This is a genomic window from Pontixanthobacter luteolus, assembly GCF_947494915.1.
In the GTDB taxonomy this organism is placed as follows: Bacteria; Pseudomonadota; Alphaproteobacteria; order Sphingomonadales; family Sphingomonadaceae; genus Pontixanthobacter; species Pontixanthobacter luteolus.
The window spans coordinates 469311-494219 of the sequence record NZ_CANLWR010000001.1 but is presented as its reverse complement, the minus strand read 5'-3'; the positions used below and the strand labels follow the sequence as shown (position 1 = coordinate 494219).

General features: G+C 58.3%; 27 protein-coding genes. 9 read left to right on the top strand and 18 right to left on the bottom strand.

The features are described from left to right. Position 1 precedes the first annotated feature (1 nt). The 12 genes from rplV to PO778_RS02300 all read right to left on the bottom strand — a co-directional run bounded on the left by rplV (position 2) and on the right by PO778_RS02300 (position 9293). Entirely contained in the window at positions 2 to 379 is a 378-nt protein-coding gene (rplV, locus tag PO778_RS02355; RefSeq protein WP_160729504.1) for a 50S ribosomal protein L22, read from the bottom strand. Then, positions 379 to 654, bottom strand: a complete 276-nt coding sequence (gene rpsS / locus PO778_RS02350) for a 30S ribosomal protein S19 (protein ID WP_160729503.1) — start codon at positions 652 to 654, stop codon at positions 379 to 381. Before rpsS ends, rplV begins: the two co-directional genes overlap by 1 nt. Positions 655 to 659: 5 nt before the next feature. Continuing rightward, entirely contained in the window at positions 660 to 1496 is an 837-nt protein-coding gene (rplB, locus tag PO778_RS02345) for a 50S ribosomal protein L2 (RefSeq protein WP_160729502.1), read from the bottom strand. A 16-nt stretch (positions 1497 to 1512) separates the two neighbouring features. Then, a complete protein-coding gene (locus tag PO778_RS02340) occupies positions 1513 to 1821 on the bottom strand; it encodes a 50S ribosomal protein L23 (RefSeq protein ID WP_160729501.1) in 309 nt (102 codons plus the stop codon). Continuing rightward, entirely contained in the window at positions 1814 to 2440 is a 627-nt protein-coding gene (gene rplD / locus PO778_RS02335; protein ID WP_271438473.1) for a 50S ribosomal protein L4, read from the bottom strand. Before rplD ends, PO778_RS02340 begins: the two co-directional genes overlap by 8 nt. Before the next feature lie 4 nt (positions 2441 to 2444). Further along, entirely contained in the window at positions 2445 to 3314 is an 870-nt protein-coding gene (rplC, locus tag PO778_RS02330; RefSeq protein WP_160729499.1) for a 50S ribosomal protein L3, read from the bottom strand. A gap of 195 nt (positions 3315 to 3509) precedes the next feature. After that, positions 3510 to 3821 (bottom strand): 30S ribosomal protein S10, encoded by a 312-nt coding sequence (gene rpsJ / locus PO778_RS02325; protein WP_006831877.1) that lies wholly within the window; start codon positions 3819 to 3821, stop codon positions 3510 to 3512. A gap of 257 nt (positions 3822 to 4078) precedes the next feature. Then, a complete protein-coding gene (gene tuf, locus PO778_RS02320) occupies positions 4079 to 5254 on the bottom strand; it encodes an elongation factor Tu (protein WP_160729498.1) in 1176 nt (391 codons plus the stop codon). 91 nt (positions 5255 to 5345) lie between these two features. Further along, positions 5346 to 7439, bottom strand: a complete 2094-nt coding sequence (gene fusA, locus PO778_RS02315; protein WP_160729497.1) for an elongation factor G — start codon at positions 7437 to 7439, stop codon at positions 5346 to 5348. 122 nt (positions 7440 to 7561) lie between these two features. Next, positions 7562 to 8032 (bottom strand): 30S ribosomal protein S7, encoded by a 471-nt coding sequence (gene rpsG, locus PO778_RS02310; RefSeq protein WP_160729496.1) that lies wholly within the window; start codon positions 8030 to 8032, stop codon positions 7562 to 7564. Positions 8033 to 8156: 124 nt separating this feature from the next. Further along, positions 8157 to 8528, bottom strand: a complete 372-nt coding sequence (gene rpsL / locus PO778_RS02305; protein WP_160729495.1) for a 30S ribosomal protein S12 — start codon at positions 8526 to 8528, stop codon at positions 8157 to 8159. Between the two features lie 411 nt (positions 8529 to 8939). Beyond that, entirely contained in the window at positions 8940 to 9293 is a 354-nt protein-coding gene (locus PO778_RS02300) for a hypothetical protein (protein WP_271438472.1), read from the bottom strand. Positions 9294 to 9556: 263 nt separating this feature from the next. Between PO778_RS02300 and PO778_RS02295 the strand changes: the two genes are divergently transcribed. Both PO778_RS02295 and PO778_RS02290 read left to right on the top strand, forming a co-directional pair. Beyond that, positions 9557 to 10057 carry a GNAT family N-acetyltransferase gene (locus PO778_RS02295; RefSeq protein ID WP_235903577.1) on the top strand — a complete coding sequence of 167 codons (501 nt, stop codon included), beginning with the start codon at positions 9557 to 9559 and terminating at the stop codon, positions 10055 to 10057. A 66-nt stretch (positions 10058 to 10123) separates the two neighbouring features. Continuing rightward, positions 10124 to 11236: an endonuclease/exonuclease/phosphatase family protein gene (locus PO778_RS02290; protein ID WP_271438471.1), complete on the top strand. Its 1113-nt coding sequence runs from the start codon at positions 10124 to 10126 to the stop codon at positions 11234 to 11236. A 3-nt stretch (positions 11237 to 11239) separates the two neighbouring features. On the opposite strand, the gene PO778_RS02285 is transcribed toward PO778_RS02290, so the two are convergent. Beyond that, positions 11240 to 12031, bottom strand: a complete 792-nt coding sequence (locus PO778_RS02285; RefSeq protein WP_271438470.1) for a LysR family transcriptional regulator — start codon at positions 12029 to 12031, stop codon at positions 11240 to 11242. 413 nt (positions 12032 to 12444) lie between these two features. On the opposite strand from PO778_RS02285, the gene PO778_RS02280 reads away from it, so the two are divergent. Further along, positions 12445 to 13683, top strand: coding sequence for a peroxidase family protein (locus PO778_RS02280; RefSeq protein WP_271438469.1), 1239 nt, complete (start codon positions 12445 to 12447; stop codon positions 13681 to 13683). Positions 13684 to 13748: 65 nt separating this feature from the next. Here PO778_RS02280 and apaG read toward each other — a convergent pair whose 3' ends face one another. Together apaG and PO778_RS02270 are read right to left on the bottom strand one after the other, a co-directional pair. Continuing rightward, positions 13749 to 14147: a Co2+/Mg2+ efflux facilitator ApaG/CorD gene (apaG, locus tag PO778_RS02275; protein ID WP_160729491.1), complete on the bottom strand. Its 399-nt coding sequence runs from the start codon at positions 14145 to 14147 to the stop codon at positions 13749 to 13751. 103 nt (positions 14148 to 14250) lie between these two features. Continuing rightward, positions 14251 to 16290: an alpha/beta hydrolase family protein gene (locus PO778_RS02270; protein ID WP_271438468.1), complete on the bottom strand. Its 2040-nt coding sequence runs from the start codon at positions 16288 to 16290 to the stop codon at positions 14251 to 14253. A gap of 444 nt (positions 16291 to 16734) precedes the next feature. Between PO778_RS02270 and PO778_RS02265 the strand changes: the two genes are divergently transcribed. From PO778_RS02265 to PO778_RS02255, 3 genes are read left to right on the top strand one after another with little or no spacing between them, the layout of a single operon-like run. Continuing rightward, positions 16735 to 17982 (top strand): pilus assembly protein TadG-related protein, encoded by a 1248-nt coding sequence (locus tag PO778_RS02265; RefSeq protein WP_271438467.1) that lies wholly within the window; start codon positions 16735 to 16737, stop codon positions 17980 to 17982. 5 nt (positions 17983 to 17987) lie between these two features. Further along, positions 17988 to 18470 carry a TadE/TadG family type IV pilus assembly protein gene (locus PO778_RS02260; protein ID WP_160729488.1) on the top strand — a complete coding sequence of 161 codons (483 nt, stop codon included), beginning with the start codon at positions 17988 to 17990 and terminating at the stop codon, positions 18468 to 18470. Beyond that, a complete protein-coding gene (locus tag PO778_RS02255) occupies positions 18470 to 18859 on the top strand; it encodes a TadE family protein (RefSeq protein ID WP_160729487.1) in 390 nt (129 codons plus the stop codon). The genes PO778_RS02260 and PO778_RS02255 overlap by 1 nt, the downstream gene beginning before the upstream one ends. 14 nt (positions 18860 to 18873) lie before the next feature. Here PO778_RS02255 and PO778_RS02250 read toward each other — a convergent pair whose 3' ends face one another. Continuing rightward, a complete protein-coding gene (locus PO778_RS02250) occupies positions 18874 to 20388 on the bottom strand; it encodes a SulP family inorganic anion transporter (protein ID WP_160729486.1) in 1515 nt (504 codons plus the stop codon). Between the two features lie 174 nt (positions 20389 to 20562). On the opposite strand from PO778_RS02250, the gene PO778_RS02245 reads away from it, so the two are divergent. Together PO778_RS02245 and PO778_RS02240 are read left to right on the top strand one after the other, a co-directional pair. Continuing rightward, entirely contained in the window at positions 20563 to 22350 is a 1788-nt protein-coding gene (locus PO778_RS02245) for a DUF885 domain-containing protein (RefSeq protein WP_438944373.1), read from the top strand. 48 nt (positions 22351 to 22398) lie between these two features. After that, positions 22399 to 22542: a hypothetical protein gene (locus PO778_RS02240; protein ID WP_271438465.1), complete on the top strand. Its 144-nt coding sequence runs from the start codon at positions 22399 to 22401 to the stop codon at positions 22540 to 22542. A 29-nt stretch (positions 22543 to 22571) separates the two neighbouring features. Here PO778_RS02240 and PO778_RS02235 read toward each other — a convergent pair whose 3' ends face one another. After that, a complete protein-coding gene (locus PO778_RS02235) occupies positions 22572 to 23171 on the bottom strand; it encodes a 2-hydroxychromene-2-carboxylate isomerase (protein ID WP_271438464.1) in 600 nt (199 codons plus the stop codon). Between the two features lie 12 nt (positions 23172 to 23183). Then, a complete protein-coding gene (locus tag PO778_RS02230) occupies positions 23184 to 24401 on the bottom strand; it encodes a trans-sulfuration enzyme family protein (RefSeq protein WP_271438463.1) in 1218 nt (405 codons plus the stop codon). On the opposite strand from PO778_RS02230, the gene PO778_RS02225 reads away from it, so the two are divergent. Beyond that, a complete protein-coding gene (locus tag PO778_RS02225; RefSeq protein ID WP_271438462.1) occupies positions 24382 to 24894 on the top strand; it encodes a hypothetical protein in 513 nt (170 codons plus the stop codon). The genes PO778_RS02230 and PO778_RS02225 overlap by 20 nt on opposite strands. Positions 24895 to 24909 lie beyond the last annotated feature (15 nt).

The following is a 24909-nucleotide window of genomic DNA, read 5'->3' as shown; positions in this document are numbered from 1 at the left end:
CTTACGCCTCCTCTGCTTCGCGAACCACGATACGCAGGCGGCTGAACGGCTTGAGGATCCGTGTGCTTTTGCCGCGACCACGTGTGTGGAAACGCTTCATTGTGATCGACTTGCCGACGCTGGCCTCTGCAACGACGAGCGAGTCGACGTCGAGGTCGTGGTTGTTCTCGGCATTGGCGATTGCCGAAGACAGAACCTTCTGAGCGTCACGAGCCATCGACTTCTTCGAGAAGGTGAGGATGTTAAGTGCATCTTCGACCTTCTTGCCGCGGATCAGTTCAGCAACAAGATTAAGCTTCTGCGCGGAACCACGGATGGTGGTGCCAACAGCCAGTGCTTCGTTTTCGCCAACACGGCGCGGGGATTTTGCCTTACCCATTAGCGCTTACCCTTCTTGTCGGCAGCGTGGCCCGGGAAGTTGCGCGTTGGCGCGAATTCACCGAGCTTGTGACCGACCATGTCCTCATTCACGGACACCGGAATAAACTTCTGACCATTATAGACGTTGAACGTCAGGCCAACGAACTGCGGCAGGACAGTGGAACGACGCGACCAAGTCTTGATCGGCTTGTTGCCACCACTTTCCTGTGCATCTTCTGCCTTTTTCAGCAGGTGGAGGTCTACGAACGGACCTTTCCAGACGGAGCGAGCCATCTCGGTTACCTCTTCTTCTTGGCGTGACGCGAACGGATGATCATCTTATCCGTCTGCTTGTTCTTGCGAGTGCGAGCACCCTTGGTCGGCTTGCCCCATGGGGTAACCGGATGACGGCCACCCGAAGTACGGCCTTCACCACCACCGTGAGGGTGATCGACCGGGTTCTTCGCAACACCACGTGTCAGAGGCTTGATGCCCATCCAGCGGCGACGACCGGCCTTGCCCAGGTTCTGGTTCTGGTTGTCGGGGTTCGAAACCGCGCCAACCGTACCCATGCAGTCACTGCGCAGGTAACGCTGCTCGCCCGAGTTGAGGCGAACGATAACCATGCCGCGGTCACGGCCGACGAGCTGGACATAGGTGCCCGCGCTACGTGCGATCTGACCGCCTTTGCCCGGCTTCATCTCCACGTTGTGGCAGATGGTGCCGACCGGCATCTGGCCCAGAAGCATGGCATTGCCAGGCTTCGTATCGACCTTTTCGCCGGCGATAACCGTGTCACCAACAGCGAGACGCTGCGGGCAAACGATGTAAGCCTGTTCACCGTCGGTGTACTTGAGCAGAGCGATGAAAGCTGTGCGGTTAGGATCGTATTCGATCCGCTCCACGGTTGCTTCCATATCCCACTTACGACGTTTGAAGTCGATAAAGCGGTATTTCTGCTTGTGACCGCCGCCGATGCCACGCGAGGTGACATGACCTTTGTTGTTGCGTCCACCGGTCTTGCGCTTGCCCTCTGTAAGCGACTTGACCGGCTTGCCTTTGTACAGGCCGGTTTTGTCGACGAGGATCAAGCCGCGACGGGCGGGGCTTGTCGGTTTGTAATTCTTGAGTGCCATAGTTCTTCTCTACGCCTCAGAGACCGCTGGTGACGTCGATCGAGCCGCCGTCTGCCAGTGTTACGATCGCTTTTTTGAAGTCGCTACGCTTGTAAGGACGACCCTTCCAGCGCTTGACTTTGCCCTTTTGAACCAAGGTGTTCACACCCTTGACCTTCACGTCGAACAGAGCCTCGACCGCTTCTTTGATCTGCGGCTTAGTGGCATCGTTCGCTACCTTGAAGACAACTGCGTCGTTTTCAGACAGCAGGGTCGACTTCTCGGTAATGTGAGGAGCGAGGATAACGTCGTAGTGACGCGCGTCGATTTCTTGCTTCTTAGCCATTGAAGCGCGCCTCCAGCTTTTCAACAGCGTCGGTCGTAAGGACCAGCGTGTCGTGGTTCAAAATGTCATAGACATTGGCACCCTGTGCCGGGAGCACGTTGACGCCCGGGAGGTTACCAGCTGCCTTGCGGAAACCGTCTTCGACGCTCTCACCGTCGATCACCAGGACCTTGCCGGCAAAACCGTGCTTGTCGAGGTGACCCTTGAGAACCTGTGTCTTGGCGTCCTTGAGCTTCAGACTGTCAACGACCACGAGGCCGCCTTTCGCCTTGCTCGACAGAGCCATCTTCAGGCCGAGAGCGCGGATTTTCTTGTTGAGCGACTGCTCGAATTCACGCTTGCGAGCACCGTGAGCCTTACCACCGCCGATAAAGATCGGGGCGCCGCGGTCACCGTGACGGGCAACGCCGCCACCCTTCTGCTTGCCGTACTTCTTGCCCGTGCGGTTAACGTCGGAACGTTCACGCGTCGGACGTGCAGTGCCACGGCGGTTTTCAAGCTGCCATGTTACAACACGGTGCAGGATGTCAGCGCGCGGCTCGACACCGAAAACGGCATCATTGAGCTCGACTTCGCCGGACGCCTTGCCGCCGTCGATTTTCTGGACCTTCACCTTCATCGGATCAGCCCTCCTTGCCAGCGTCGTCTGCAGGCGTGTTGCCTTCATCCGACTTCGGGGTTTCAGTATCAGCGCCCGATTCCTGCTCAGCCATCAGCTTTTCTTGCTGCTCGGCAGTCACTTCGGGTGTCACTTCGTGCTCAGCTGCGCTCTCAACCAGACCAGGGGTTGCATCTTCCGAAGCGAATTCCGCTTCGTTACGACGCATCACACCGGGGAACGGCAGATCTTCAGGCATCTTGAGCTTCACGGAATCGCGAACGACGAGCCATGCGTTCTTGTGGCCAGGGACAGAACCCTTGACGAACAGAAGACCGCGATCGGCGTCGGTACGAACGATTTCAAGGTTTTGCTGTGTGCGCTGACGGTCACCCATGTGACCAGCCATCTTCTTGCCCTTGAACACGCGGCCCGGATCCTGACGGTTACCCGTCGAACCGTGCGAACGGTGAGAGAGCGAGACACCGTGAGTAGCACGCAGACCACCGAAGCCCCAACGCTTCATGGCGCCGGCGAAGCCTTTACCCTGCGTGTGACCGGTGATGTCGACCTTCTGGCCAGCTACGAAGTGCTCAGCCGAGATACGAGCACCAACAGGAAGCAGAGCTTCCTCGGAGTCGACACGGAATTCAGCAACCTTCTGCTTCAGCGGAACTTCGGCTTTCGCGAAGTGCTCACGCTGAGGCTTTGCAACATTCTTTTGTTTGGCTTCGCCCGAACCAACCTGAAGCGCGAAATAACCATCGCGGTCAGCGGTGCGGTGCGAAACGACTTGGCAATCTTCAAGAGCAAGAACCGTCACGGGAACGTGACGTCCATCCTCCTGAAACAGGCGGGTCATCCCAACCTTCTTTGCGATCACGCCAGTGCGCATCGTCAAAACTCCTAACACAGAGGCACCAGAGGCCCATCCCCGGGTGCGTGCCAGCCCATTTTGTGATGCGTCGCCCCGTCCGGGCTGAGTGCTCCCCCAGGAAAAGCCCTGGGTTTGCGAGACGGGGGACGCAGACCCGGATCAGATCCGGCGGTATCCCTAAGTCTTCGCCCCGGCAGAACCGGGACCGGAAAGTTAAGCGAGCTTAATTTCCACGTTTACGCCAGCAGCGAGGTCGAGCTTCATAAGCGCGTCAACGGTCTGGGCGTTCGGCTGAACAATGTCGAGCAGCCGCTTGTAAGTGCGTACCTCGAACTGCTCGCGCGACTTCTTGTCGATGTGCGGGCCGCGGTTCACGGTAAACTTCTCAATTCTCGTCGGCATCGGAATGGGGCCACGAATAAGCGCGCCAGTACGGCGAGCGGTGTCTGCAATCTCGCCAGTTGCCTGGTCGAGTACGCGGTGATCGAACGCCTTGAGGCGAATGCGAATATTCTGGGCTTCCATGTCCAACTACCAATGAGAAAGAGCAAACAACAAAAACCAGAGACCCGCCCTCTCCCGTCTCCGAGGGAGAGCAGGGCCACTGATCAAAACTAATTCCGAATGTGAGACGAATCTCGTTCGTTGAGGCGCGCTATATGGCCAACACCCCGACGTTGCAACCCCCGACACGTGTTTTTACCGTCGGTTTCGGACTTGGGCTGCAAAAGAAAACGCCCGGCGACCGATTGGCCGCCGAGCGCTTTCTGGAAAGTAACGAATTACTTCTTGATTGCGCCAACAACGCCCGAACCAACAGTACGACCACCTTCGCGGATAGCGAAGCGGAGACCCTGGTCCATAGCGATCGGAGCGATCAGCTTGACGTCGATGGTTACGTTATCGCCAGGCATGACCATTTCGGTGCCTTCAGGCAGAATAACTTCACCGGTGACGTCGGTGGTGCGGAAGTAGAACTGCGGACGGTAGTTCGCAAAGAACGGCGTGTGACGGCCACCCTCGTCCTTCGAAAGGACGTAGACTTCTGCGCTGAATTCAGTGTGCGGATTAACCGAACCCGGCTTCGCGAGAACCTGGCCACGCTCGACATCTTCACGGGCAACGCCGCGGATCAGTGCACCAACGTTGTCGCCAGCTTCACCGCGATCAAGCAGCTTGCGGAACATTTCGACGCCGGTGACGGTCGTCTTGGTGGTGTCCTTGATGCCGACGATTTCGACTTCGTCGCCAACGTTCACAACGCCGGTTTCGATACGGCCGGTAACAACGGTACCACGACCCGAGATCGAGAACACGTCTTCGATCGGCATCAGGAAGTCCTTGTCGACCGGACGGTCAGGCTGCGGGATGTTCGCATCAACAGCGTCCATCAGTTCCTTGATCGAGTTTTCACCGATTTCAGGATCGCGACCTTCGAGAGCGGCAAGAGCCGAACCTTTAACGATGGCGATGTTGTCGCCGTCGAAGCCGTATTCGCTGAGCAGTTCGCGAACTTCCAGTTCGACGAGCTCGAGGATTTCCTCGTCGTCAACCTGGTCAACCTTGTTCATGTAAACGACCAGAGCCGGAACGCCGACCTGACGTGCAAGCAGGATGTGCTCGCGGGTCTGCGGCATTGGGCCGTCAGCTGCGTTAACAACCAGGATTGCGCCGTCCATCTGGGCAGCACCGGTGATCATGTTCTTAACATAGTCAGCGTGACCCGGGCAGTCGACGTGTGCGTAGTGACGCGCGTCGGTTTCGTACTCAACGTGAGCGGTCGAGATGGTGATACCACGCTCGCGCTCTTCCGGAGCCTTGTCGATGTTTGCGAAATCAACAGCCGAACCGAGGACCTTGGTGATCGCTGCAGTCAGGGTAGTTTTGCCGTGGTCAACGTGGCCAATGGTGCCGACGTTTACGTGCGGCTTATTCCGCTCAAATTTTTCCTTCGCCATTTTCAATAACCTCTAAGTCTATGACTAATACAAATGTGGGAATCGGCGGCACCCGCCAAGACAGGCGCCGCCCTTAGACACTCGCTCGCCCTTAAGCAAGCTTCTCCTTAACTTCGAGCGCAACCGCCTGCGGCACTTCGTCGTAGTGACTGAACTGCATGGAGTAGTTGGCCCGGCCCTGACTGAACGAACGGAGCTCGTTCACGTAGCCGAACATGTTGGCCAGCGGCACGAATGCCTCGACCGCCTGAGCGTTACCGCGGGTATCGGTGCCCTGGATCTGGCCACGACGCGAGTTGAGATCGCCGATAACATCGCCGAGGTAATCCTCGGGAGTTACGACTTCAACCTTCATCACCGGCTCGAGCAGCTTGATGCCGCCACGTTCCGCTGCTTCGCGCATCGCGCCCTTACCGCAGATTTCGAAGGCCACGGTGGAGGAGTCAACATCGTGATACGCGCCGTCATAGACGTGGATCGTGAAGTCGATGATCGGGAAGCCGATGAGATAGCCGCTATCGGCCTGCTCACGAATACCCTTCTCGAGGGACGGGATGTATTCCTTAGGAATGTTACCGCCCTTGATGCTGTCTTCGAACACAATGCCCTGACCCCGTTCACCAGGGATGAACTTGGCTTTGGCGCGTGCGAACTGACCGGTACCACCCGACTGCTTCTTATGCGTGTAGTCGACTTCGATCTCACGACCGAGCGATTCACGATAAGCAACCTGCGGAGCACCGACGTTAGCCTCGACCTTGAACTCGCGCTTCATACGGTCAACGAGAATGTCGAGGTGAAGCTCGCCCATACCCTTGATGATCGTCTGGCCCGATTCGTGGTCGGTCGTAACGCGGAACGAAGGATCTTCGGCAGCCAAACGGTTCAGGGCTACGCCCATCTTTTCCTGGTCGGCCTTGGTCTTCGGCTCCACCGAAAGCTCGATAACCGGCTCGGGGAATTCCATACGCTCGAGAATGATCGGCTTGGAAGCATCACACAGCGTGTCGCCGGTGGTGGTTTCCTTGAGGCCTGCAATAGCGACGATGTCGCCGGCAAATGCCTCATCGATGTCTTCACGGTTGTTGGAATGCATCAGCAGCATACGGCCGATCTTTTCCTTCTTCTCCTTGACGGAGTTGAGCACGCTACCCTTGGCCAGGTGGCCAGAGTAGATGCGCGTGAAGGTAAGCGAACCGACGAACGGATCGTTCATGATCTTGAATGCGAGAGCCGAGAACGGCGCGTCGTCGCTGGACGGGCGCGTATCTTCTTCGTCGCTATCAGGCAGAACACCCTTAATCGCAGGTACGTCGAGCGGCGAAGGCATGTAATCGACAACGGCGTCGAGCAGAGGCTGAACGCCCTTGTTCTTGAACGCCGAGCCGCACAGCACGGGAACGAAGTCGCGCGCCATGGTACCCTTGCGGATGAGCTTCTTCAGCGTTGCTGCGTCGGGCTCGTTTCCTTCGAGGTATGCTTCCATCACGTCATCGTCCTGCTCAACAGCAGTTTCGATCAGCTTTTCGCGATATTCAGCAGCCTTGTCGGCCATGTCTTCAGGGATGTCGACATAGTTGAACGTCGCGCCGAGACCGTCATTTTCCCAGACGATGCCGCGGTTGTTCACGAGGTCGACTACGCCCTGCAGGTCGCTTTCCGCGCCGATCGGGAGATAGAGGACCAGCGGGTTCGCGCCGAGACGATCGATGATCGACTGCACGCAGTAATAGAAGTCTGCACCCGTACGGTCGAGCTTGTTGACGAAGCACATGCGCGGAACGCCGTACTTGTCAGCCTGACGCCAGACGGTTTCGGACTGCGGTTCAACGCCGGCAACGCCGTCGAAAACTGCAACCGCGCCGTCGAGCACGCGGAGCGAACGCTCGACTTCGATGGTGAAGTCAACGTGCCCGGGGGTGTCGATGATGTTGATCCGGTGCTTCGGGCCCTGGCCATCTTCGGCCGACCAGAAGGTGGTGGTAGCAGCGGAGGTAATCGTGATGCCACGCTCCTGCTCCTGCTCCATCCAGTCCATCGTCGCAGCGCCGTCATGCACTTCGCCGATTTTGTAAGACTTACCGGTGTAATAAAGAATGCGCTCGGTCGTAGTGGTCTTACCGGCGTCAATGTGCGCCATAATCCCGATATTACGATAGCGTTCCAGCGGATATTCGCGGGCCATGATGATACCTCAAGGAATGATAGGGCGGGCTGCCTGATGCAGCCCTTGGTTCCCTATATAGTTACGTTTGTGACCAGTTTAAGACGGCCCGCCACATGGCGAGCACGCCCTGCCCGATCCGATTACCAACGGTAGTGCGAGAACGCGCGGTTGGCGTCTGCCATGCGGTGCGTGTCTTCACGCTTCTTCACAGCATTGCCGCGGTTGTTCGACGCATCCATCAGCTCGCCCGAAAGGCGTGCCGACATGGTCGTTTCAGGGCGGCCACGAGCCGCACCGATCAGCCAGCGAATAGCCAGGGCCTGGGCACGCTCGGGGCGAACTTCGACTGGAACCTGGTATGTTGCACCACCAACACGGCGGCTGCGTACTTCCACCTGCGGCTTGATGTTGTTCAGCGCATCATGGAACAGCTGGATAGGATCGGCCTTGGCTTTCGCTTCGACCGTATCGAGCGCACCGTAAACGATACGTTCGGCAGTGGATTTCTTACCGTCGAGCATGAGGTTGTTCATGAACTTCGACAGGACCTGATCACCAAACTTGGGATCGGGCAGGATGACCCGTTTCTCGGGACGACGACGACGTGACATATTATAAAACTCCTTCGGAGTGCAGCAACCCTGTTCAGGGCCGCCCTGCGGATCCAGCCTGCTTCGCCAGCCACCTGATGTCAGGCAACCGGATCGAAGAACGCGCTGGCACCGCGCCTAAACCTTACTTCGGACGCTTGGCGCCGTACTTCGAACGGCTCTGCTTGCGATCCTTGACCCCTTGCGTATCGAGCACGCCGCGCAGGACGTGGTAACGCACACCGGGAAGGTCGCGCACACGGCCGCCGCGGATAAGCACAACGGAGTGCTCCTGCAGGTTGTGGCCCTCGCCCGGGATGTAGGAGATGACTTCGCGCTGGTTGGTCAGACGGATCTTGGCAACCTTACGAAGCGCCGAGTTCGGCTTCTTCGGAGTAGTCGTGTAAACACGGGTGCAAACGCCGCGCTTCTGCGGGTTCTGTTCCATCGCAGGGACCTTGGATTTGGCCTTCTGCGGAACGCGGCCCTTGCGGACCAGCTGGTTAATAGTCGGCATGAAGTACTCTTCACCTGAATTGTGAAGCCAGCGGACCGGTAAGAATGCAAAAACTCGCGCGCGCCGCGTACACCCCATATAAAGAGGCAGACGGCAAATCCGCGCGAGCTGAAACACTCCACCTGGGCCGAACGGCTCCGGGTTACTTTGACGGCCGCCCCGAAACGAACGCATCCGGAAGGACGGTGTTCGCTCAATAGAAAAGAGCCTCATCGCATAAGCGACAGGCCCCCGAGGCTAAACCGGCAATGTTCAGCTCTATCTACCCGGTGTGGCGTAAACTCGGTGGAGGATGCGCACATCGGATGACGGGCCTTTACGGACTTGCGCTGCATCCGTCAAGCGCGAGGAACGGGAGCCCTCCACGTTCGGCCCGCTTGCCGGATGCATTGCAATTCCAGGTACCGCCAGTCAATTGCCAGGACGGTTCTTGCCCCGCGGATAGTTCGGCATGCGCGTGCCATCGCGCGGCGGGTTCATGCGCCGTTCGAACCGCTTGTAGTTCGGATTGCCATCCCTGTTCTCCCGGCGGAAATGACGCCGTTCGTCCTTGCGATAGCGCCGCGCCTGCGGCGTCAAACGGTACCAGAAATATCCGTCTACGCCCCAGTAACCGTCATAGAACGTGCCGGAATATCCATCATACCATCCATAATAGGGATAGCTCGACCAGACGAGCGTACCACGGCCGTAAACATCGTGGTGGCACGCTGCCGGAAGCGTGGCAGCGATTGCGAGTGTGAGGGCGACGGCAATCGGTCTCATCTGGTTTTACTCCATTACTCTGGGTTCGGAGCGAGTGTCCGTTTGTTGCCCTTCCTGCGAAATCAGGGATTGTCCCTAGTCTTCAGATACATGCGCCAAGACACTGTCTGCGGCTTGCTTTTTACTCTGCTGATGGTGCGATGCGTGCTAGACCTGATGTCACCATGACTTCGGCCCTGCCCTCTTCTGCAACCATCCACACAAGGCTGGAGGACGGGACACCGGTTTGCATCAGAACCCCCGGGCCCGGAGATTTGATGTTGATGCGCGAGGGCCTTGGCAAAATGTCTGCCCGCTCGCTCTATCTGCGGTTTTTTTCCGGCGCACGCACCCCGCCCGACTGGGTGATAGACAGGCTTCTGGATGTTGACGGCCATGACCATCTGGCCTGGGGTGCGATTGCATCGGACAGAGAAGGCAAGCCTGCCATCGGCGCAGTTCACGCCTTCCGTTCGGAAGATCACCCCGAATGCGCCGAATTCTCGGTCGCGGTTCTCGACGAATTTCACGGCTTGGGCCTTGGCAAACTTCTGACTGCCACCATTCTTCTTGATGCTGCGGGCGAAGGGTTGACCGATTTTACCGCCAACACCCTGTCCGAAAACGCCAGCGCAATCGACTTTACCAAATCGCTTGGCGGGCAGCTGACTGCCCGCGACGGCGCGGTCAACACATACTCCTTTGACATCGCCGAAGCAGTCGAGCGCCTGCGGCTTGAGTGCGACCCGCCTGGCATCGCCGAAGTCTTCAACGTATTGGGCTGATCCCCGGCCCCCATCGCGGAACCAGTTCCGTGGTTCGGCGTCTAGTAGGCAACAGGGGAGAATTGCATGAGCCGCGATACGCGTTCGGGACTGAAGACGACCGGAATATGGGTTTTGCGCGCTCTAGCCGCATTGCTGATCATCGGCGTGCTTCTAAGCACGACCGATTCAAATCAGTGGTGGATCCGGGCGTGGGATTTCCCCCGTTTGCAAATCCTTTTTGCCATGCTCATTATCGGCGGTCTGTTATGGATTTTCGATCGCCATTGGCGGCCATGGTTCCCGCTGGCACTGATCGCTTTGTCGGCATATCAGGCTTATCGGATATATCCGTATAGCCCGATCGCCGCGACACAGGTTGCCCGCGCGGATGCAGAAACTCTTGCGACGGCCCAGTGTTTTTCCGTCCTCTCCCTAAATGTACTGCAGGATAATCGTGAATATGGCCGCACGATCGACCTGATCGAGCGGATTGATGCCGACATCGTCTTGCTGATGGAAACCGATCAGGCGTGGGCCGATGCTGTCCAGCCGGCACTGTCAGGCTACCCCGAAGTACTATCGCAGCCGCTAGATAACAAATACGGCCTGATGTTCGCTAGCCGCCTTCCAATGCGAGACGCCGCGATCCGCGACCTTGCCCAGAAAGACACGCCGTCCGTGATGGCGACGATCGGACTTGGCGAATCGGAATTCCGGTTGGTTGGTTTGCACCCCCGCCCTCCCCAGCCCGGTCAGGATACCGAAGAACGCGACGCAGAATTGGTAGTGGCTGCGCGCGAAGCACGCGGCGCGAAAATGCCGGTCATTGCAATCGGTGATTTCAACGATGTTGCATGGTCCGACACGACCCGCCTGTTCATGCAAATTGGTCAGTTCATCGACCCCCGTATCGGGCGCGGCACTTACGCCACCTTCCCCGCCGACATGACATGGCTTGGCTGGCCGCTGGATCACCTGTTCGTGACAGATGAATTCCTGATCGACGAAATGCAGGTCCTTGGCCCCGTCGGTTCGGACCACCGCCCGATCCTGGCACGCATGTGCCTCGACTGGGACCGCGCCCGTGCCAAGAACGAAGAGGCCGAAGATGCAACGAGCGAAGATATGCGCGATGCAGATACGGTGATGCAGGAATTTGAGGAAGACACGGAGAAAGACCGCGTCGAGGGAGAGTAACGGTCAGCCGCCGGTCAGAAACTCGACCAGTGATTTGACCTTCTTCTGGCGCCATTGCGGCGCAGGTGCCACCATCCAGTACGCTCTGCGGCCCTCGTCCGGCCCCTCCAGAATGTCCAGCCTCCCGGCATCGACAGCCTCGGAAACCAGCAGATAGGGCAAGATCGCCTTGCCCATCCCGGCCATCGCGCTGGATAGGGCCTGACCGGCATTACCGACTTCGACCGTCGGCGCCGCGCCATCGGGCAGCGGGGCACCTGGCCAGTCGATCCAGTCATCGGGCGCGCCATCGGTGGAAACAACCACCCGCTTTGCCGGGGCAAGCTCTACCCCATTTAGATCCCCGGGCCCGTCGACCAGACGGATCGCCACATCAAGATTTGCCTCGGTGAAATCGGCGTTCTCATCCTCCACGAGATGATAACGGGTTTCCGAGTTTTCCTTGCGAAATGCCGCAAGCCTCGGAGCGAGCCATTGTGCGTAGAATTCGCGGGGCGCAGCGATGGTGTAGCTGTCGCTCGCCTGACCGGCCTGCATCGCCTGCACGCTCTCTTCAAATTTCAGGAAACCTTCACGCAGCGCATCCAGTCCGGCGCAGCCTTCTGGTGTAAGCTCCAGCCCCTTGCTGGTGCGGCGAAACAAGACCGTGCCCAGATGATCTTCCAACGCGCGGATTTGCTGGCCGACCGCCGCCGGCGTGACCGCAAGCTCATCTGCTGCACGGGTAAAGCTGAGATGCCGGGCCGCGGCGTCGTAAACGCGCAGGGCGTTAAGTGGCAGATGGGTGCGCTTCATAGTGTAGGCGATTTAGGCGCAGGTTGCGCCTGCTGCAACCGTGCGATTTGCCGATGCACCAATCCCCGGCACGAATTGGCAACACAACCGGTTTGCAAGACGGGCCGCCGACAAGAATTTGGCTTTGTCGAGTTTTTCCTATTATTATAAAACGAATCCAAAATAAAGAATCGCAAAAGTAATAAAAGTGGAGTCGCACGATAACGTAGTTAATTCGAAATTAAACATAGGAGAGAAATATGTCTCGTTCAGACCACCACGGCATGATGGAACTCGTCGGATTGCAAAAGTATTGCATCCGGGGGCAAGGAGTTCCTTCTCGGGAAGACCGGTTCGGGCGCATGTTCCCTGACATTCCACCCTCCTATGTTCATCCTGCGAAACTTCAGGCCGTTGGGGCCGCTGGAGGCCCAATGGATGCAGGGACGAAAAAATCGCGGACGAAGGGAGTTGACGTCGGCCAGATATTCTTCGGCCAGTTCGTTGATCACGACATCACGCTTGATGCGTCCACCAGCTTCCAGCGGGTTGTGGACGATCCGGGCGAAGTTCCCAATGTGCGCACTCCGACATTGGACCTCGACTGCATCTACGGGCTTGGGCCGGAAGCGCAGCCATATCTCTACACCGACGAAGACGACGATTTTCGCGGGGCGAAACTGCTGACCGGGGCTGACAGCGGCACCGGCGGGCTTGCCGATAGCGACCTTGCCCGCGCGGCAAATGGCCGGGCGATCATCGGCGACCCCCGCAATGACGAAAACCGCGTGATCAGCCAGCTGCAACTGGCGATGATCCGCTTTCACAACCACGTTTGCGACGACCTGCATACACACGAAGGGTTGAGCCGCGGCGAATTGTTCGAAGAAGCCCGCATCGAGACGACCTGGCATTATCAATGGAATGTCGTGAACGACTTTCTCAATTCGATTTGTGGTGCGCCCGTGGTGGACGACATCCTGGCTTGTGGGCGGCAATATTACTGCGGCGGTCATCCCTACATCCCGGTCGAGTTTTCGGTGGCAGCATACCGGTTCGGCCATTCGATGATCCCGCAAAAAATCCAGCTCCAGAAAAGCGGCGCACAGCACGATCTGTTCGGCAGCGTATTGGGCGGCGGCTTCAAACCGCTGGCCAGCGCAGATGCGGTGGTGGATTTCCATGAATTGTTCGACACGCCAGCAAATCGATCAGTGCAGAAAGCGGACAAACTTGATGCGAAGCTCGCGCCGATCCTGCTAGCCTTGCCGTTCATCGATCCCGACGATGTCAACTCGCTGGCCACCCGCAATCTGTTGCGCGGCAATACTTTCCTGCTTCCCGGCGGCGACAAGATTGCCATCCATATGGGACGACCCGATAGTGAGCTCGACAAGGTTCGCGACAAGGTGGAAAGCTTTGGCTTGCCGCGCGAGGGCATTCCGCTTTGGCTATATCTGCTGGTCGAAGCGCAGGAGATCGGGCGCGCTGAAACGGGCGGCAACCGAACCAAGGGCGAAGGCCTGGGGCCGGTGGGCGCGAGGATCGTCGCCGAAACCATCATCGGCCTCCTCGAACTGGATCATGAATCCTATCTCGGCGCGAACCGCAACTGGTCGCCCAGGCCAGAGTGGGACAGCGTCGGAAAGATGGTCACTGCCGCACAGCCTTGATGGGCGCGACGTGCTAAAAAGGGAGGGCGGCGGGAAACCGCTGCCCTTTTTGTTTCGTGTGACGCTCAGCCAGCCGTAGCCGGAGCAGCCAGCGGGAAGAACGGAATCCGGACCTCAAGCTGGTCACCTTGCGGGGTGCTGAAAGTGTAAAACCCCTCCATCGTACCACTCGGTGTCGTAAGCGGGCAGCCAGACACGTAATCGTGCGACTCGCCGGGCTTCAGGACCGGGGTTTCTCCGACCACCCCTTCGCCGTCGACATGATTGACCATCCCGCGAGCATCGGTGATGCGCCAGTGTCTGGACTGCAGCTGCACGGTGCGGTCCGAACCGTTCTCGATCCGGATATGATAGACCCAGAACCATTTACCCGCCTCCGGGTGCGATTGTTCGGGCAGAAAATTAACCGCAACGCGAACAGCGATATCGTCGGTTATGGCAGCGTGCTGGAAAAGCTCTTTCATGGCTAACCCAAGGTAACCATACCCGCGCCGAACTGCAATTGCCCGCTTGTGGGAAATTTTGCGGCCTTAGCGCTGTCACGATCACGCGCCCGCCAGCCGCCCGTCAATCTGCGGGATTGTGCGTCTCAAGAAACCCGATCAACTTGTCATACCACGCCTTGATGTTCTCTGATGACGAGAACGAGTGCCCTTCATCTTCGATCACAAGGGTTTCTGGCGGCATCGGCGCCTTCGCCGCTTCCTTACTCATCTTCTTGAACTGGCTGAAGGGTACAACGCTATCGTCTTCACCGTGCGCGATCAGCAGCGGGCGGTTAATGCGGCCCGCATTTTCCAGCGGCGATACCGCATCCAGATCGAATCCGTCTTCACCCTCGATCCTCGCGCGCCAGCTCTTGCTGCCTTTTCGGCTGAGGAAGCGGCGATCATATTTGAGCATGCTGTCCCAGTCGGTCACCCCCGCCCAGCTGGCCGCGCAGCGATAGCGTTCCGGATTACGGATTACCGCCCACATTGCAGCGTAACCGCCGTAACTGCTTCCCACGACGCAAACACGGGACGGGTCGGCAATGCCCTCTGCGACCGCCCAATCCATTGCATCGTCGATATCGTCCTGCATCTTTCGCCCGATCTGGCCTTTGCCAAGTTCGGAGAATTCCTTGCCGTATCCGTCAGAGCCGCGGAAGTTCGGCTGAAGCACCGCATATCCACGGTTGGCGAGGAGCTGAACATCGTCGTCGTACCGAAGTTTGTCCCGGACACCATAAGGCCCGCCATGCGGCAGCAGGATCAAAGGCAATCCTTTGGCATCTCGCCCGCGTGGCAGGGTAAGGTATGCCCGCATTGTCTTGTCATCACGCGTTTTGAATTCGACAGGCTTTGGTTTGGCAAGCAACCGGAAGTTCAGTTTCGGGCGCATCTCTGCAAATTGATCGATCCGCTTTTCTTCAGGAGTGTATATGTAAATCGCCCCTGGATCGGCTTCCCCACCAGCCCATATCAACAACCGCGAATCGTCCTTTGCGCGCGAAGTCACCCAGACTTCATCTTCCGGCAAAGCTTTACCGATGGCTTTGTACTGCTTGTCCGTCTTTTCATCGAACCATACGACCCGGTCACGGTCGTCAGTGTAATAGGCCGCAACCGGTTTACCGTCCCGGAGTATGGCCGAATCGAGGTTCCACTCAGGATGTTCGTAAAACGTATCGACCACTTCACGGGTAGCATAATTGAACAGCCGCAAGCCGATGCGGCCATCATCGCCTTCTTGCAGAACGTAACCTTCGTCGGACCCGCTGACGATCTGGGAAATGTCCCAGAACTTTTCGTCCTCGTCGCCAGCCTTGATCTTGCCGATCAGTTTCAGGCTGTCATCCGGTCCTTTGCGGTAATAGACCCTGAGCCGTTTACGGTACCAGCCCGTGCCCATTCTCACCACACCGTCTTCGTCCGCATACCAGTTCCAGATTCCCTGTTTCGGGCTCTGGATGTCATCTTCGTCACCATTCTCTTCCAGTTCGAGACGGTAAACCGAGGGATAGTCATAGGGCGTGCGCTGCATCGAAACCAATGCGTAGGAGCCATCCTCTGCAACGAAGATTACATCGTCACCGATTACCGCACCGGTCCTCCGACCGACGAACGCCGTCGTTCCCGATTGCAGATCAAGCGCATACAGCCGCGTATACCGCATCTCGTCGCCAAAATAATCGTGAATGAACGAAATCGAGACCAGGATTTTCTGGTTTCCCGCCCATCGAAACCATTCGATCTGAGCCTTTTCTCCAAGGCCGTATCTCCCGGTTGCCTGCTTTGTTGCGGCATCGATGATTACGATCACCGGGTTCCCAGTCACGCGGGTCTGCAATGCCACCGAGCTGCCATCGGGTGAAAGCTTCGCCCCATTGAAATTGTTGTACTGGGCAAACAGTTCTGTCGGGATGATCGGCGGCCGACCCTCCTGCGTTGCAGCCGGCGGATCAGTCTGCACTGCTGGCTGGGCTGAAGAAGTCGACTGGTCTGGTGCCCCAGCCTCAGCCTGCCCGGCTGAGACTTGAGCGGCTTCTTGTTCTTGCGCCCAAACCACTTGTGAACCGCTCAGCAGCACAGCGCCGAGAAGCCATTTATTCAACCCGCCAATCATAGTTCCCCCGAAATTCAATGGCACGAGACTAAACATAGCTCACCGCCAGTGGCAAGACACTGTAACCAAACAAGAGTTTCGCACCGCACATTTCGATTGCCGCCGATCAGGGGGATTGGCCGATTTCGACAGCGATGGCTCGAAAAACTCGCGCAACCCTCAGCATTGGAGACAACTCGGCAGAAACGTTGCTGCTTTGCGATGCAAGCGCTGCGGCAGGGTGTGAACCTGATCCGGTTCGCGATTAACCACCACGATCCACAGCAAAGCGCCAAAGCGCATTATTGACGTCGCCCGCGCACTAACCACGGCCCGGGATGGTTAAAATCCGGTGAACCATTGCTGCTGCGAAATATTTAGCAATTCGGGTGCTCTTTACCGGATTGTAACCACACAGGAGTGCGCAGACGCGCAATTTCAGGGGCAAGAGCAAGGGGCAGCATTATGCTGAAACAGTTGCAAAGACTGGTTCGAGACAAGAGCGCAAACGTGCTGATGGTGTCCGCAATCGGCGCGACTTCCATGGTCGGTGCGGCGGGCATGGGTGTCGACACGGTGCAATGGTATCTGTGGAAACGCCAGCTGCAGCAAGCTGTGGATTCGGGCGCGATGGCCGGGGCCTACAGCCTTCGCAGCGGCGCCGCGATCACCGCCCCCGCGACCGATGCCATCGACCGCAATTTTGTCGATGCGTTCACCATATCCAGCCTGACAAGCCCTCCGGCCAGTGGGAATTTCGCAGGCGATACCGGCGCAGTCGAAGTGATTGCCACTACAAGCCAGTCGCTCCCGTTCTCCAGCCTGTTCGTCACTGCTCCGCCGACCATCCGCGTGCGCTCCGTCGCAGCGATTGTTGCTGGCGCTGAACACTGCGTCATCGCACTGGCGGAAAGCGGCGTCGGGATCGATGTTCAGGGTAATGCCAATGTGAACCTTGGCTGCGGCGCTGCGGCCAATTCTCGCGGCAATTCGGCGGTAACCCTGGGCGGAAGCAGCTATCTGGTTTCCGACCCGATCAGCAGCGTTGGCGGGATCAGCTATGACGACACCAATATTCCGTCCGGCACCGACCTGCTGCCTTACGGACTGCCCGTCAGGGACCCGCTCGCATCGCGCAACCTTACATCTCCCTCAGCACCGGCGGGGTGCACTGCAAACAATCTCAATATCCAGCCGAACCAGACGGTCACGCTCAACCCGGGCCGCTATTGCAACGGGATGGCGCTAAAGGGCGACGTTACGCTGAACCCGGGCGTCTACATAATCGACCGCGGCAGTCTTTCGGTGAATTCGCAGGCGCGCGTATTTGGTGAAGGCGTAACCTTCATTCTGACCGGAACGACCAGCGCGAACGTCGCCACCATGTCGATCAATGGCGGCGCGGAGCTGGACCTTACCGCTCCTACCGAGGCGCAGGATGCTGACTGGCACGGCGTATTGATTTTTCAGGACCCGATGGGTTCGGACACCACCACGACGATCAACGGCGGATCGGATCTGAACTTCAACGGCATCGTCTATTTTCCGAACGGTGATGTTCGGTTCAACGGCAATGCCGGCCAGCATGCCGATTGTCTCCTACTGGTGGCACAGCGGGTGAATTTCTCCGGGACAAGTTCGCTCGACAATGATTGCCCGAGCGATATCGATAATCTGGACACGCGCTCGCGCATTGTCCGGGTAGTGGAGTAAACCGCATGAGCATCCTCTCACTCGCAAAGCGTCTGCGCAATGACCGCGCCGGCTTCGGAGCCATGGAACTGGGCCTCGCCCTGCCCTTTCTCGTCCTCCTCAGCCTCGGCATGGTCGATGCATCACGGCTGATCGGCACCAAGATCGATTTCGAACAGGCAGCCCAGCGAACAACCGATTTCGCACTGGCGCGCCGCGATGTGCTGGCCAGCAATGGCGCCACGCTGAAAGCCGAGGCCGCAGAAGCAGCCGGAGTTTCGCAAAACGATGTGACGGTGCAGATATTCCTTGAATGCAACGGCACGAAGCAATCCGATTTCACATCGGTTTGCCCATCGGGGCAGGTTCCGGCCCGCTTCGTCAACATCAACATCACCAGCGATGTGGATACTGAATTCGACTGGAGCGGCTTTGCCAGGGTTCTTGGCGTCAAGGCGTTCGATCAGGCGGTTTCGGTCAGCGGCGACAGCCTGGTAAGGTTCCAGTGATGCGAACTCTTCTGACGAACCGGGATGGTTCAAGCACGATTGATTTCGCCTTTGCACTGCCAGTGCTGGCAACGCTGATGATCGGCATGGTTCAGATGGGCGTTACCCTGCACACATCAGGCGCGCTTCGTCATGCCGCTGGCGAAGGCATCCGCCTTGCCAAGGTCAATCCCGACGCAACCGAAACCGAGGTACTGGACGAGGTGCGTGACGAGCTCGTCGCGATGAAGGCAGACAACATCACCGAACTCACATTCGAACGCGGCACCAGCAATGGTGCGGATTACGGCGAGGTATCGATCAGCTACCGTGTCGATCCGATCATCAGTTTCCTGCCGGTTCCGCCTGTCACATTGACGGAAACCAAACAGGCCTATCTGCCGGAATAAACCGGCCAGCAAGATCAGTGCGGAGCGAGGCCGATTTCCAGGCCGGTGCGGTCCTCCAGTGCGAAGCGGTCAAACAGGTCCGCACTGGCCGTATTCAGCCCGACGATACGAGTATGCCGGCCATTGCGGCGCATCCTGTCGACGACTTTTTCAAGCGCCTCGATGGCGGAAATGTCCCAGAAATGCGCGCCGGACACGTCGATTACGACATGATGGGCGGCATCTTCAAACTGGCTTTCCGGCCCCAGAGCATCGATAAACCGGTCAACGCTGGCAAAGAAAATCTGCCCGGTAACCTTGTACACTGCACTGTGCGGCCGTCGCACGCGTTCGACGTCGAACATGGTGCGAACCTTGCCGGCGAAGAATATCCCCGAAAGCAGGACCCCGGCAAGCACGCCCATCGCAAGATCGTGCGTCCACACGACCACGATCACCGTGGCCAGCATGACAGCTGACGAGGTTGGCGGATGGCGGCGCAGATTGGGAATGGAATTCCAGCTGAAAGTACCGATGGACACCATGATCATCACTGCAACGAGCGCAGGCATCGGCACGCTGCCAACATAGGGGCCAAGCACGGTCAGCAGGAACAACAGGAAAGCACCTGCGACAAATGTCGACAGACGGCCGCGGCCACCCGATGCGACGTTGATCACCGACTGTCCGATCATTGCGCAGCCGCCCATACCGCCGAAGAACGCAGCGCCGATATTGGCGACGCCCTGACCCCAGCTTTCACGCTGCTTGTTGCTTTCCGTGTGCGTCATATCGTCAACGATCTGCGCGGTAAGCAGGCTTTCCAGCAGACCCACGGCAGCCATTGTCAGCGAATAGGGGGCGATGATCCGCAGCGTTTCCCAGCTAAGCGGGACATCGGGAATGCCGAATGTCGGCAGGCCGTCGGGCAATTTGCCTTCACCGGCGACATTGTTGACCGGCAGGTTCCAGAACACTGCAACCATGGTCAGAAGAACGATCGCGACCAGCGGGCTTGGCACAGCCTTGCTCAGGCGCGGGAAGCCATAAATGATCGCAAGGCCAGCAGCCACCAATGCATAGGTGTACCAGGTGACGCCTTCTGCCGTCGGATCGAGCTGAGGTATCTGGGCGAGGAAAATCAGGATTGCGAGAGCGTTTACAAAGCCGGTAATCACGCTGCGGCTGACAAACTGCATCACCAGGTCAAGCCGCAGCAGCGCGGCGATACCCTGGAAAATACCCATGAGGATTGTCGCCGCGAATAGGTATTCCACCCCGTAATCCCGGACCAGCGGAATGACCACCACGGCCACTGCGGCAGTCGCGGCGGAAATCATCCCCGGACGGCCGCCGGTAAGCGCGATGATCATCGCGATCGCAACCGAAGCATACAGGCCGACACTCGGGTCGACACCGGCAATCAGGGAGAAGCCGATAGCCTCTGGAATGAGCGCCAGCGCAACGACAATACCCGCCAGGATATCCGCCTTGGGCTGCGCGAGCCAGTCACGCCGAAAAGTGGCCGCGAAGCTGCGGTCTACAGTCATAATCAGTCCAAATTCTGCTGGATGCGCGCGAAGTGCCCGCCAATAGTTCGCCCGCCATCTAGGCGTTTATGCTGCGATGCACAACCGCCCACCAGCGGCAGGGGAGGATGACCGACTGTGCCCTGTCGCTTGAAAGTCGTTCTGGCGCCGCTAGACAGTCCGGATAGGGAGACCATGTTCATGAAGTCACTTTCCGCCTCGCTTGCAGCAGCACTCTATCTGACCGCCGCTCCGTTTGCCTACTCGCAGGAGCGGGCATCCGAAGCCGCCAGCGCGCAGCAAACCGATGCCGATGCGGCGCTCCAGATGCTTTACGGTGAATATCACGATTGGAGGATGACGGAGTGGGGATTTACCAAATCCGAAGACGGTGACTACACACGCGGCGGGACGCTGCCTTCGGTCAAACCGGCGGAAATGCGCCGCCGCGCCGCCGCGGTGTCCGACTTTCTGGCACGGCTTGATCAGATTGGTCATGCATCGCTGTCACCCGAAGAACAGGTCAACGCAGCCGTCCTTCGTAGCGTGCTCACCGAACAGATCGGAGATGCCCGTTTTGCCGAATGGGAAATGCCCTTCGACAGCGATTCCAACTTCTGGAGTTATCTCAACCCGCGCACCGGATTTCAGTCGGTCGAGGAATATGACGCGTATATCGCCCGGATGCGGCAGGTGCCGCGTTATTTCGATGAGCAAATTGCCAACTCGAAAGCCGGGCTTGCACGCGGATTCTCAGTCCCCAGGATCACGCTGGAGGGGCGCGATGCGTCGCTAGTCCCCTACGCTGCGGAAGATTATTCGCAGAACCCGTTCTGGACCGCATTCGAACAGATGCCCGATCGTTTCGCTGAAGAGGACCGAAAGCGGCTGAAGGAAGCAGGGCGCGCCGCAATTGAACAGGCAATTGCGCCGTCATACGCCAACTTGCTGAAGTTTCTTCGCGACGACTATTTCCCCAATGCGCGCGGCACAATCGCGGCGGAGAAATTCCCTGACGGAGAGGCGTATTACGCCCAGCAAATCAGACAGTACACGACGCTCGACCTGACAGCTGACCAGATCCATGCAATCGGCCTTGATGAAGTGGCGCGGATCGAAGCGGCCATGCGCGCAATCATGCAGGAACTGGCTTTCGAAGGCAGCATCTCGGAATTCAACGAGCGCTTGCGCACAGATCCCCAATTCATCCCCCGTACGCCCGAGGAATTGATGGGTGTATCGGCCTATGTGGCGAAGCGGGTTGACGGGAAGCTGGGCGAATATTTCGGTTTTCTGCCGCGGCACCGCTTCACCATTCGACCTGTGCCTGACGCCATTGCCCCGTTCTACACTGCGGGCCGCGGGGGATATGAGAGCTGCCTGATGAACACGCACGACCTGTCGTCGCGGCCGCTCTACAACATTCCCGCACTGACAATCCATGAATGTGCGCCGGGCCACAGCTTTCAGGCGGCGTTTCAGCGCGAGCAAGGGGAAACCGCCGAGTTCCGGCGAAGCATTTACTTCTCGGGCATGGGCGAAGGCTGGGGGCTGTATACCGAATTCCTCGGCGAGGAGATGGGCATATACCGGACGCCTTATGAACGTTTCGGCCGGCTTTCCTACGAAATGTGGCGCGCAGCCAGGCTAGTGATCGACACCGGTATTCACTCGCAAGGATGGAGCCGTGATCAGGCGGTTGAATATCTTGCAGACCGCACCGCCCTGTCGCGGCACGAGGTCGGTACCGAGATCGACCGCTATATCAGCTGGCCGGGTCAGGCACTCGCCTACAAGCTTGGCGAAATGCAGATCCGCCGTTTGCGGGGCGAGGCGGAAGCGGCGCTGGGCGACGATTTCGACATTCGAAAATTTCATGACGTGATCCTAGCGATGGGATCGGTGCCCTTGCCTGTTCTCGAAAGCCGGATCGGTGAATTTATCGCCGATGGCGGCAAGGGGCTGGAAGGTGTCGTCTACTGATATCGGGTAATACCGCACTTCATTATTGCGAATTGCTGCGCCCCGAAAATGACGCTGGACGAAGGGCTGGCGCTAGAAGCGGTCGCCCTGTCGTGCCGCGAGCCAGGTCGGACCCGGCGCAATATGGATATGCTCACCGGCGGCGGACAGACTTCACGCGCGATCACCGTGGCCCGTGCGCTCCAAATTTAATTGGAAAACGCCGGATCCCCGCTGGAAGGCTAGCCGGCGAGTTCATCCTCGATCTGACCAAGGCGTTCCTTGCCGAAGAACATTTCCTCGCCAATGTAAAAGGTCGGGATGCCGAATGCACCGCGCTCGACCGCCTTGTCGGTGTTATCCATCAAAGCCTGTTTCACTGCCGGGTCGGTCGTTTTCAAAAGCAGTTCTGCCGCTTCGTAGCCTGCATCCATCAACACCGGGCCGATAGCCTCTGGATCGGTTGGATCGACCCCGTCATGCCACACCGCAGGCAGCAGAATATCGAGAAGCTTGAGGCGCTCTTCATTATCGACTGCACACAGCAATCGCTGGAGCATGACCGAATTGAACGGAAATTTCGGATTCATTTTCCAATCGGTCATGCCGTGATTTGCAATAAACCGGTTCATTTCGAGCATCGCGTACTCGTTTTTGCCTTTAACCTCTGCGTCGCGGATGAACGGCGGAGCATTTCCCGTCAGCTTGTGCATTCCGGCAAGGAAGATCGGGGTAATCTCGATCGCCGCGCCGTGTTTCGCGGCGGTATCCTTCAGCGGGTAATACGCGAAATACGCGTTCGGGCTGACAATATCGAAAATCATTTCAATGGTCTTGCTCACGTCGACAACTCCCTAAAGGCCCGCAGCTTTCATCGCCTGGTCCATATCTTCGATCAGGTCTTCCACATCTTCCAGCCCGACATTGATCCGCAGCATCCCTTCTTGGACGCCCATCTCCGTTCTTTCCTCGGCGCTCATTCCAGCATGGGTGGTGCTCGCCGGATGACACATCAGGCTGCGGGCATCGCCAATATTGTTGGAAATGTCGATCAGGTTCAGCGCATCAAGGATTGCATGTGCCTGTTTCCGCCCTTCCACCACAAAGCTGAAAATCGGCCCGCAGGCATCCATCTGTTTCACGGCCAGATCGTAGCGCGGATGGCTCGCAAGTCCGGGATGCAGCATGGTCCCGCCCGATTGCGCAATCCGGTCCTCCATAAACTGCCCCAGCGTGAGCGCATTCTCGCTTTGCTTGTGCGCCCGCAGACTGAGCGTTTCGAGCCCCTTCAGGACGACCCACGCGTTGAACGGCGCGCAATTCGGCCCGGTGTTGCGCTGAAACGGGAGCAGGGTTTCATTGATGAATTCATCGGTCCCGCACACAGCACCGGCCAATACCCTGCCCTGCCCGTCCATCAGCTTGGTCGCGGAATATGCGACTACATCGGCCCCGAATTCCATTGGCCGTTGCAACGCAGGCGAGCAGAAGGCGTTGTCGACAACCGTGGTAATCCCGCGCGAACTGGCGAGGCCGCAGACAAAGTCCAGATCGACAATGTCGAGCGTCGGATTGGCCGGACTTTCGAAGAAGAACACTTTTGTATTGGGGCGGATCGCCTGCTCCCAGGCAGCATTGTCCGCACTGTCAATAACGGTGGTTTCGATGCCGAAACGCGGCAGCAGGTGATCCACCAGCCAGCGGCACGAACCAAACGCAGCCCTAGCCGCGACGCAGTGATCGCCGGCTGATAGCTGGCACAGCAGCGCCGCCGTCATCGCAGCCATCCCGCTGGCCTGCGCACGGCATGCTTCTGCGCCTTCCATCAGCGCAATCCGTTCTTCCAGCATGGCCACGGTTGGATTCTGCAGCCGGGAATAGGTCATCCCGTCCTGCTCACCAGCAAACCGGGCCGCAACAGTTGCTGCGTCATCGTAGGTGTAACCCGAAGTCAGAAACAGTGCTTCGCTGGTTTCGCCGTGTTCGCTGCGCCATGTTCCGCCGCGGATTGCCTGCGTTGCGGGGCGCCATGCCTGAGTGATTTTGCGATCTGTGCCGGTGGTCTTTTTCATATTGCGCGGCTTAAGCGGCAGCGACCGGCCCCGCAAGCAAACTAAATTTCAGCGGCTGCAAGAGGTCTGGCTGCCGCACCTGCTGCAAACTCTCCTATTGCAAGGCCGCAACCGGATGCGCGCCTACAATTTCGCGATGCTCATTCCCACACCGCACCGATCATGCGATCTCGCCGGTTCTCGGATGCAATTCGCGCGCCTCGCTGGCGTCCTCCTGAAGGTCGAATTTGCGCCAGTTGCCGTGATCGCGGAGCAGAGGTCTCGAGCAAACCGTGCAGCGGCTGCGGTAATTCCGGCCATCGTGCCACACTCTATTGCGATTCACACTGTGCCCCTTTGCCAGACACATCAACGGCTTAATCACGGCTATTACCCTCATTTCACAGCGCATTGGATGCGCGTTTCGCTCGATGCTCTCCCGAATGCGGTCTTCTCGCCGCGTAATTGTTATCGCCCGATTGTTACGTTCAGCGGGCAAAGGGTTATTGGATGATTGCGTCAAACAAGC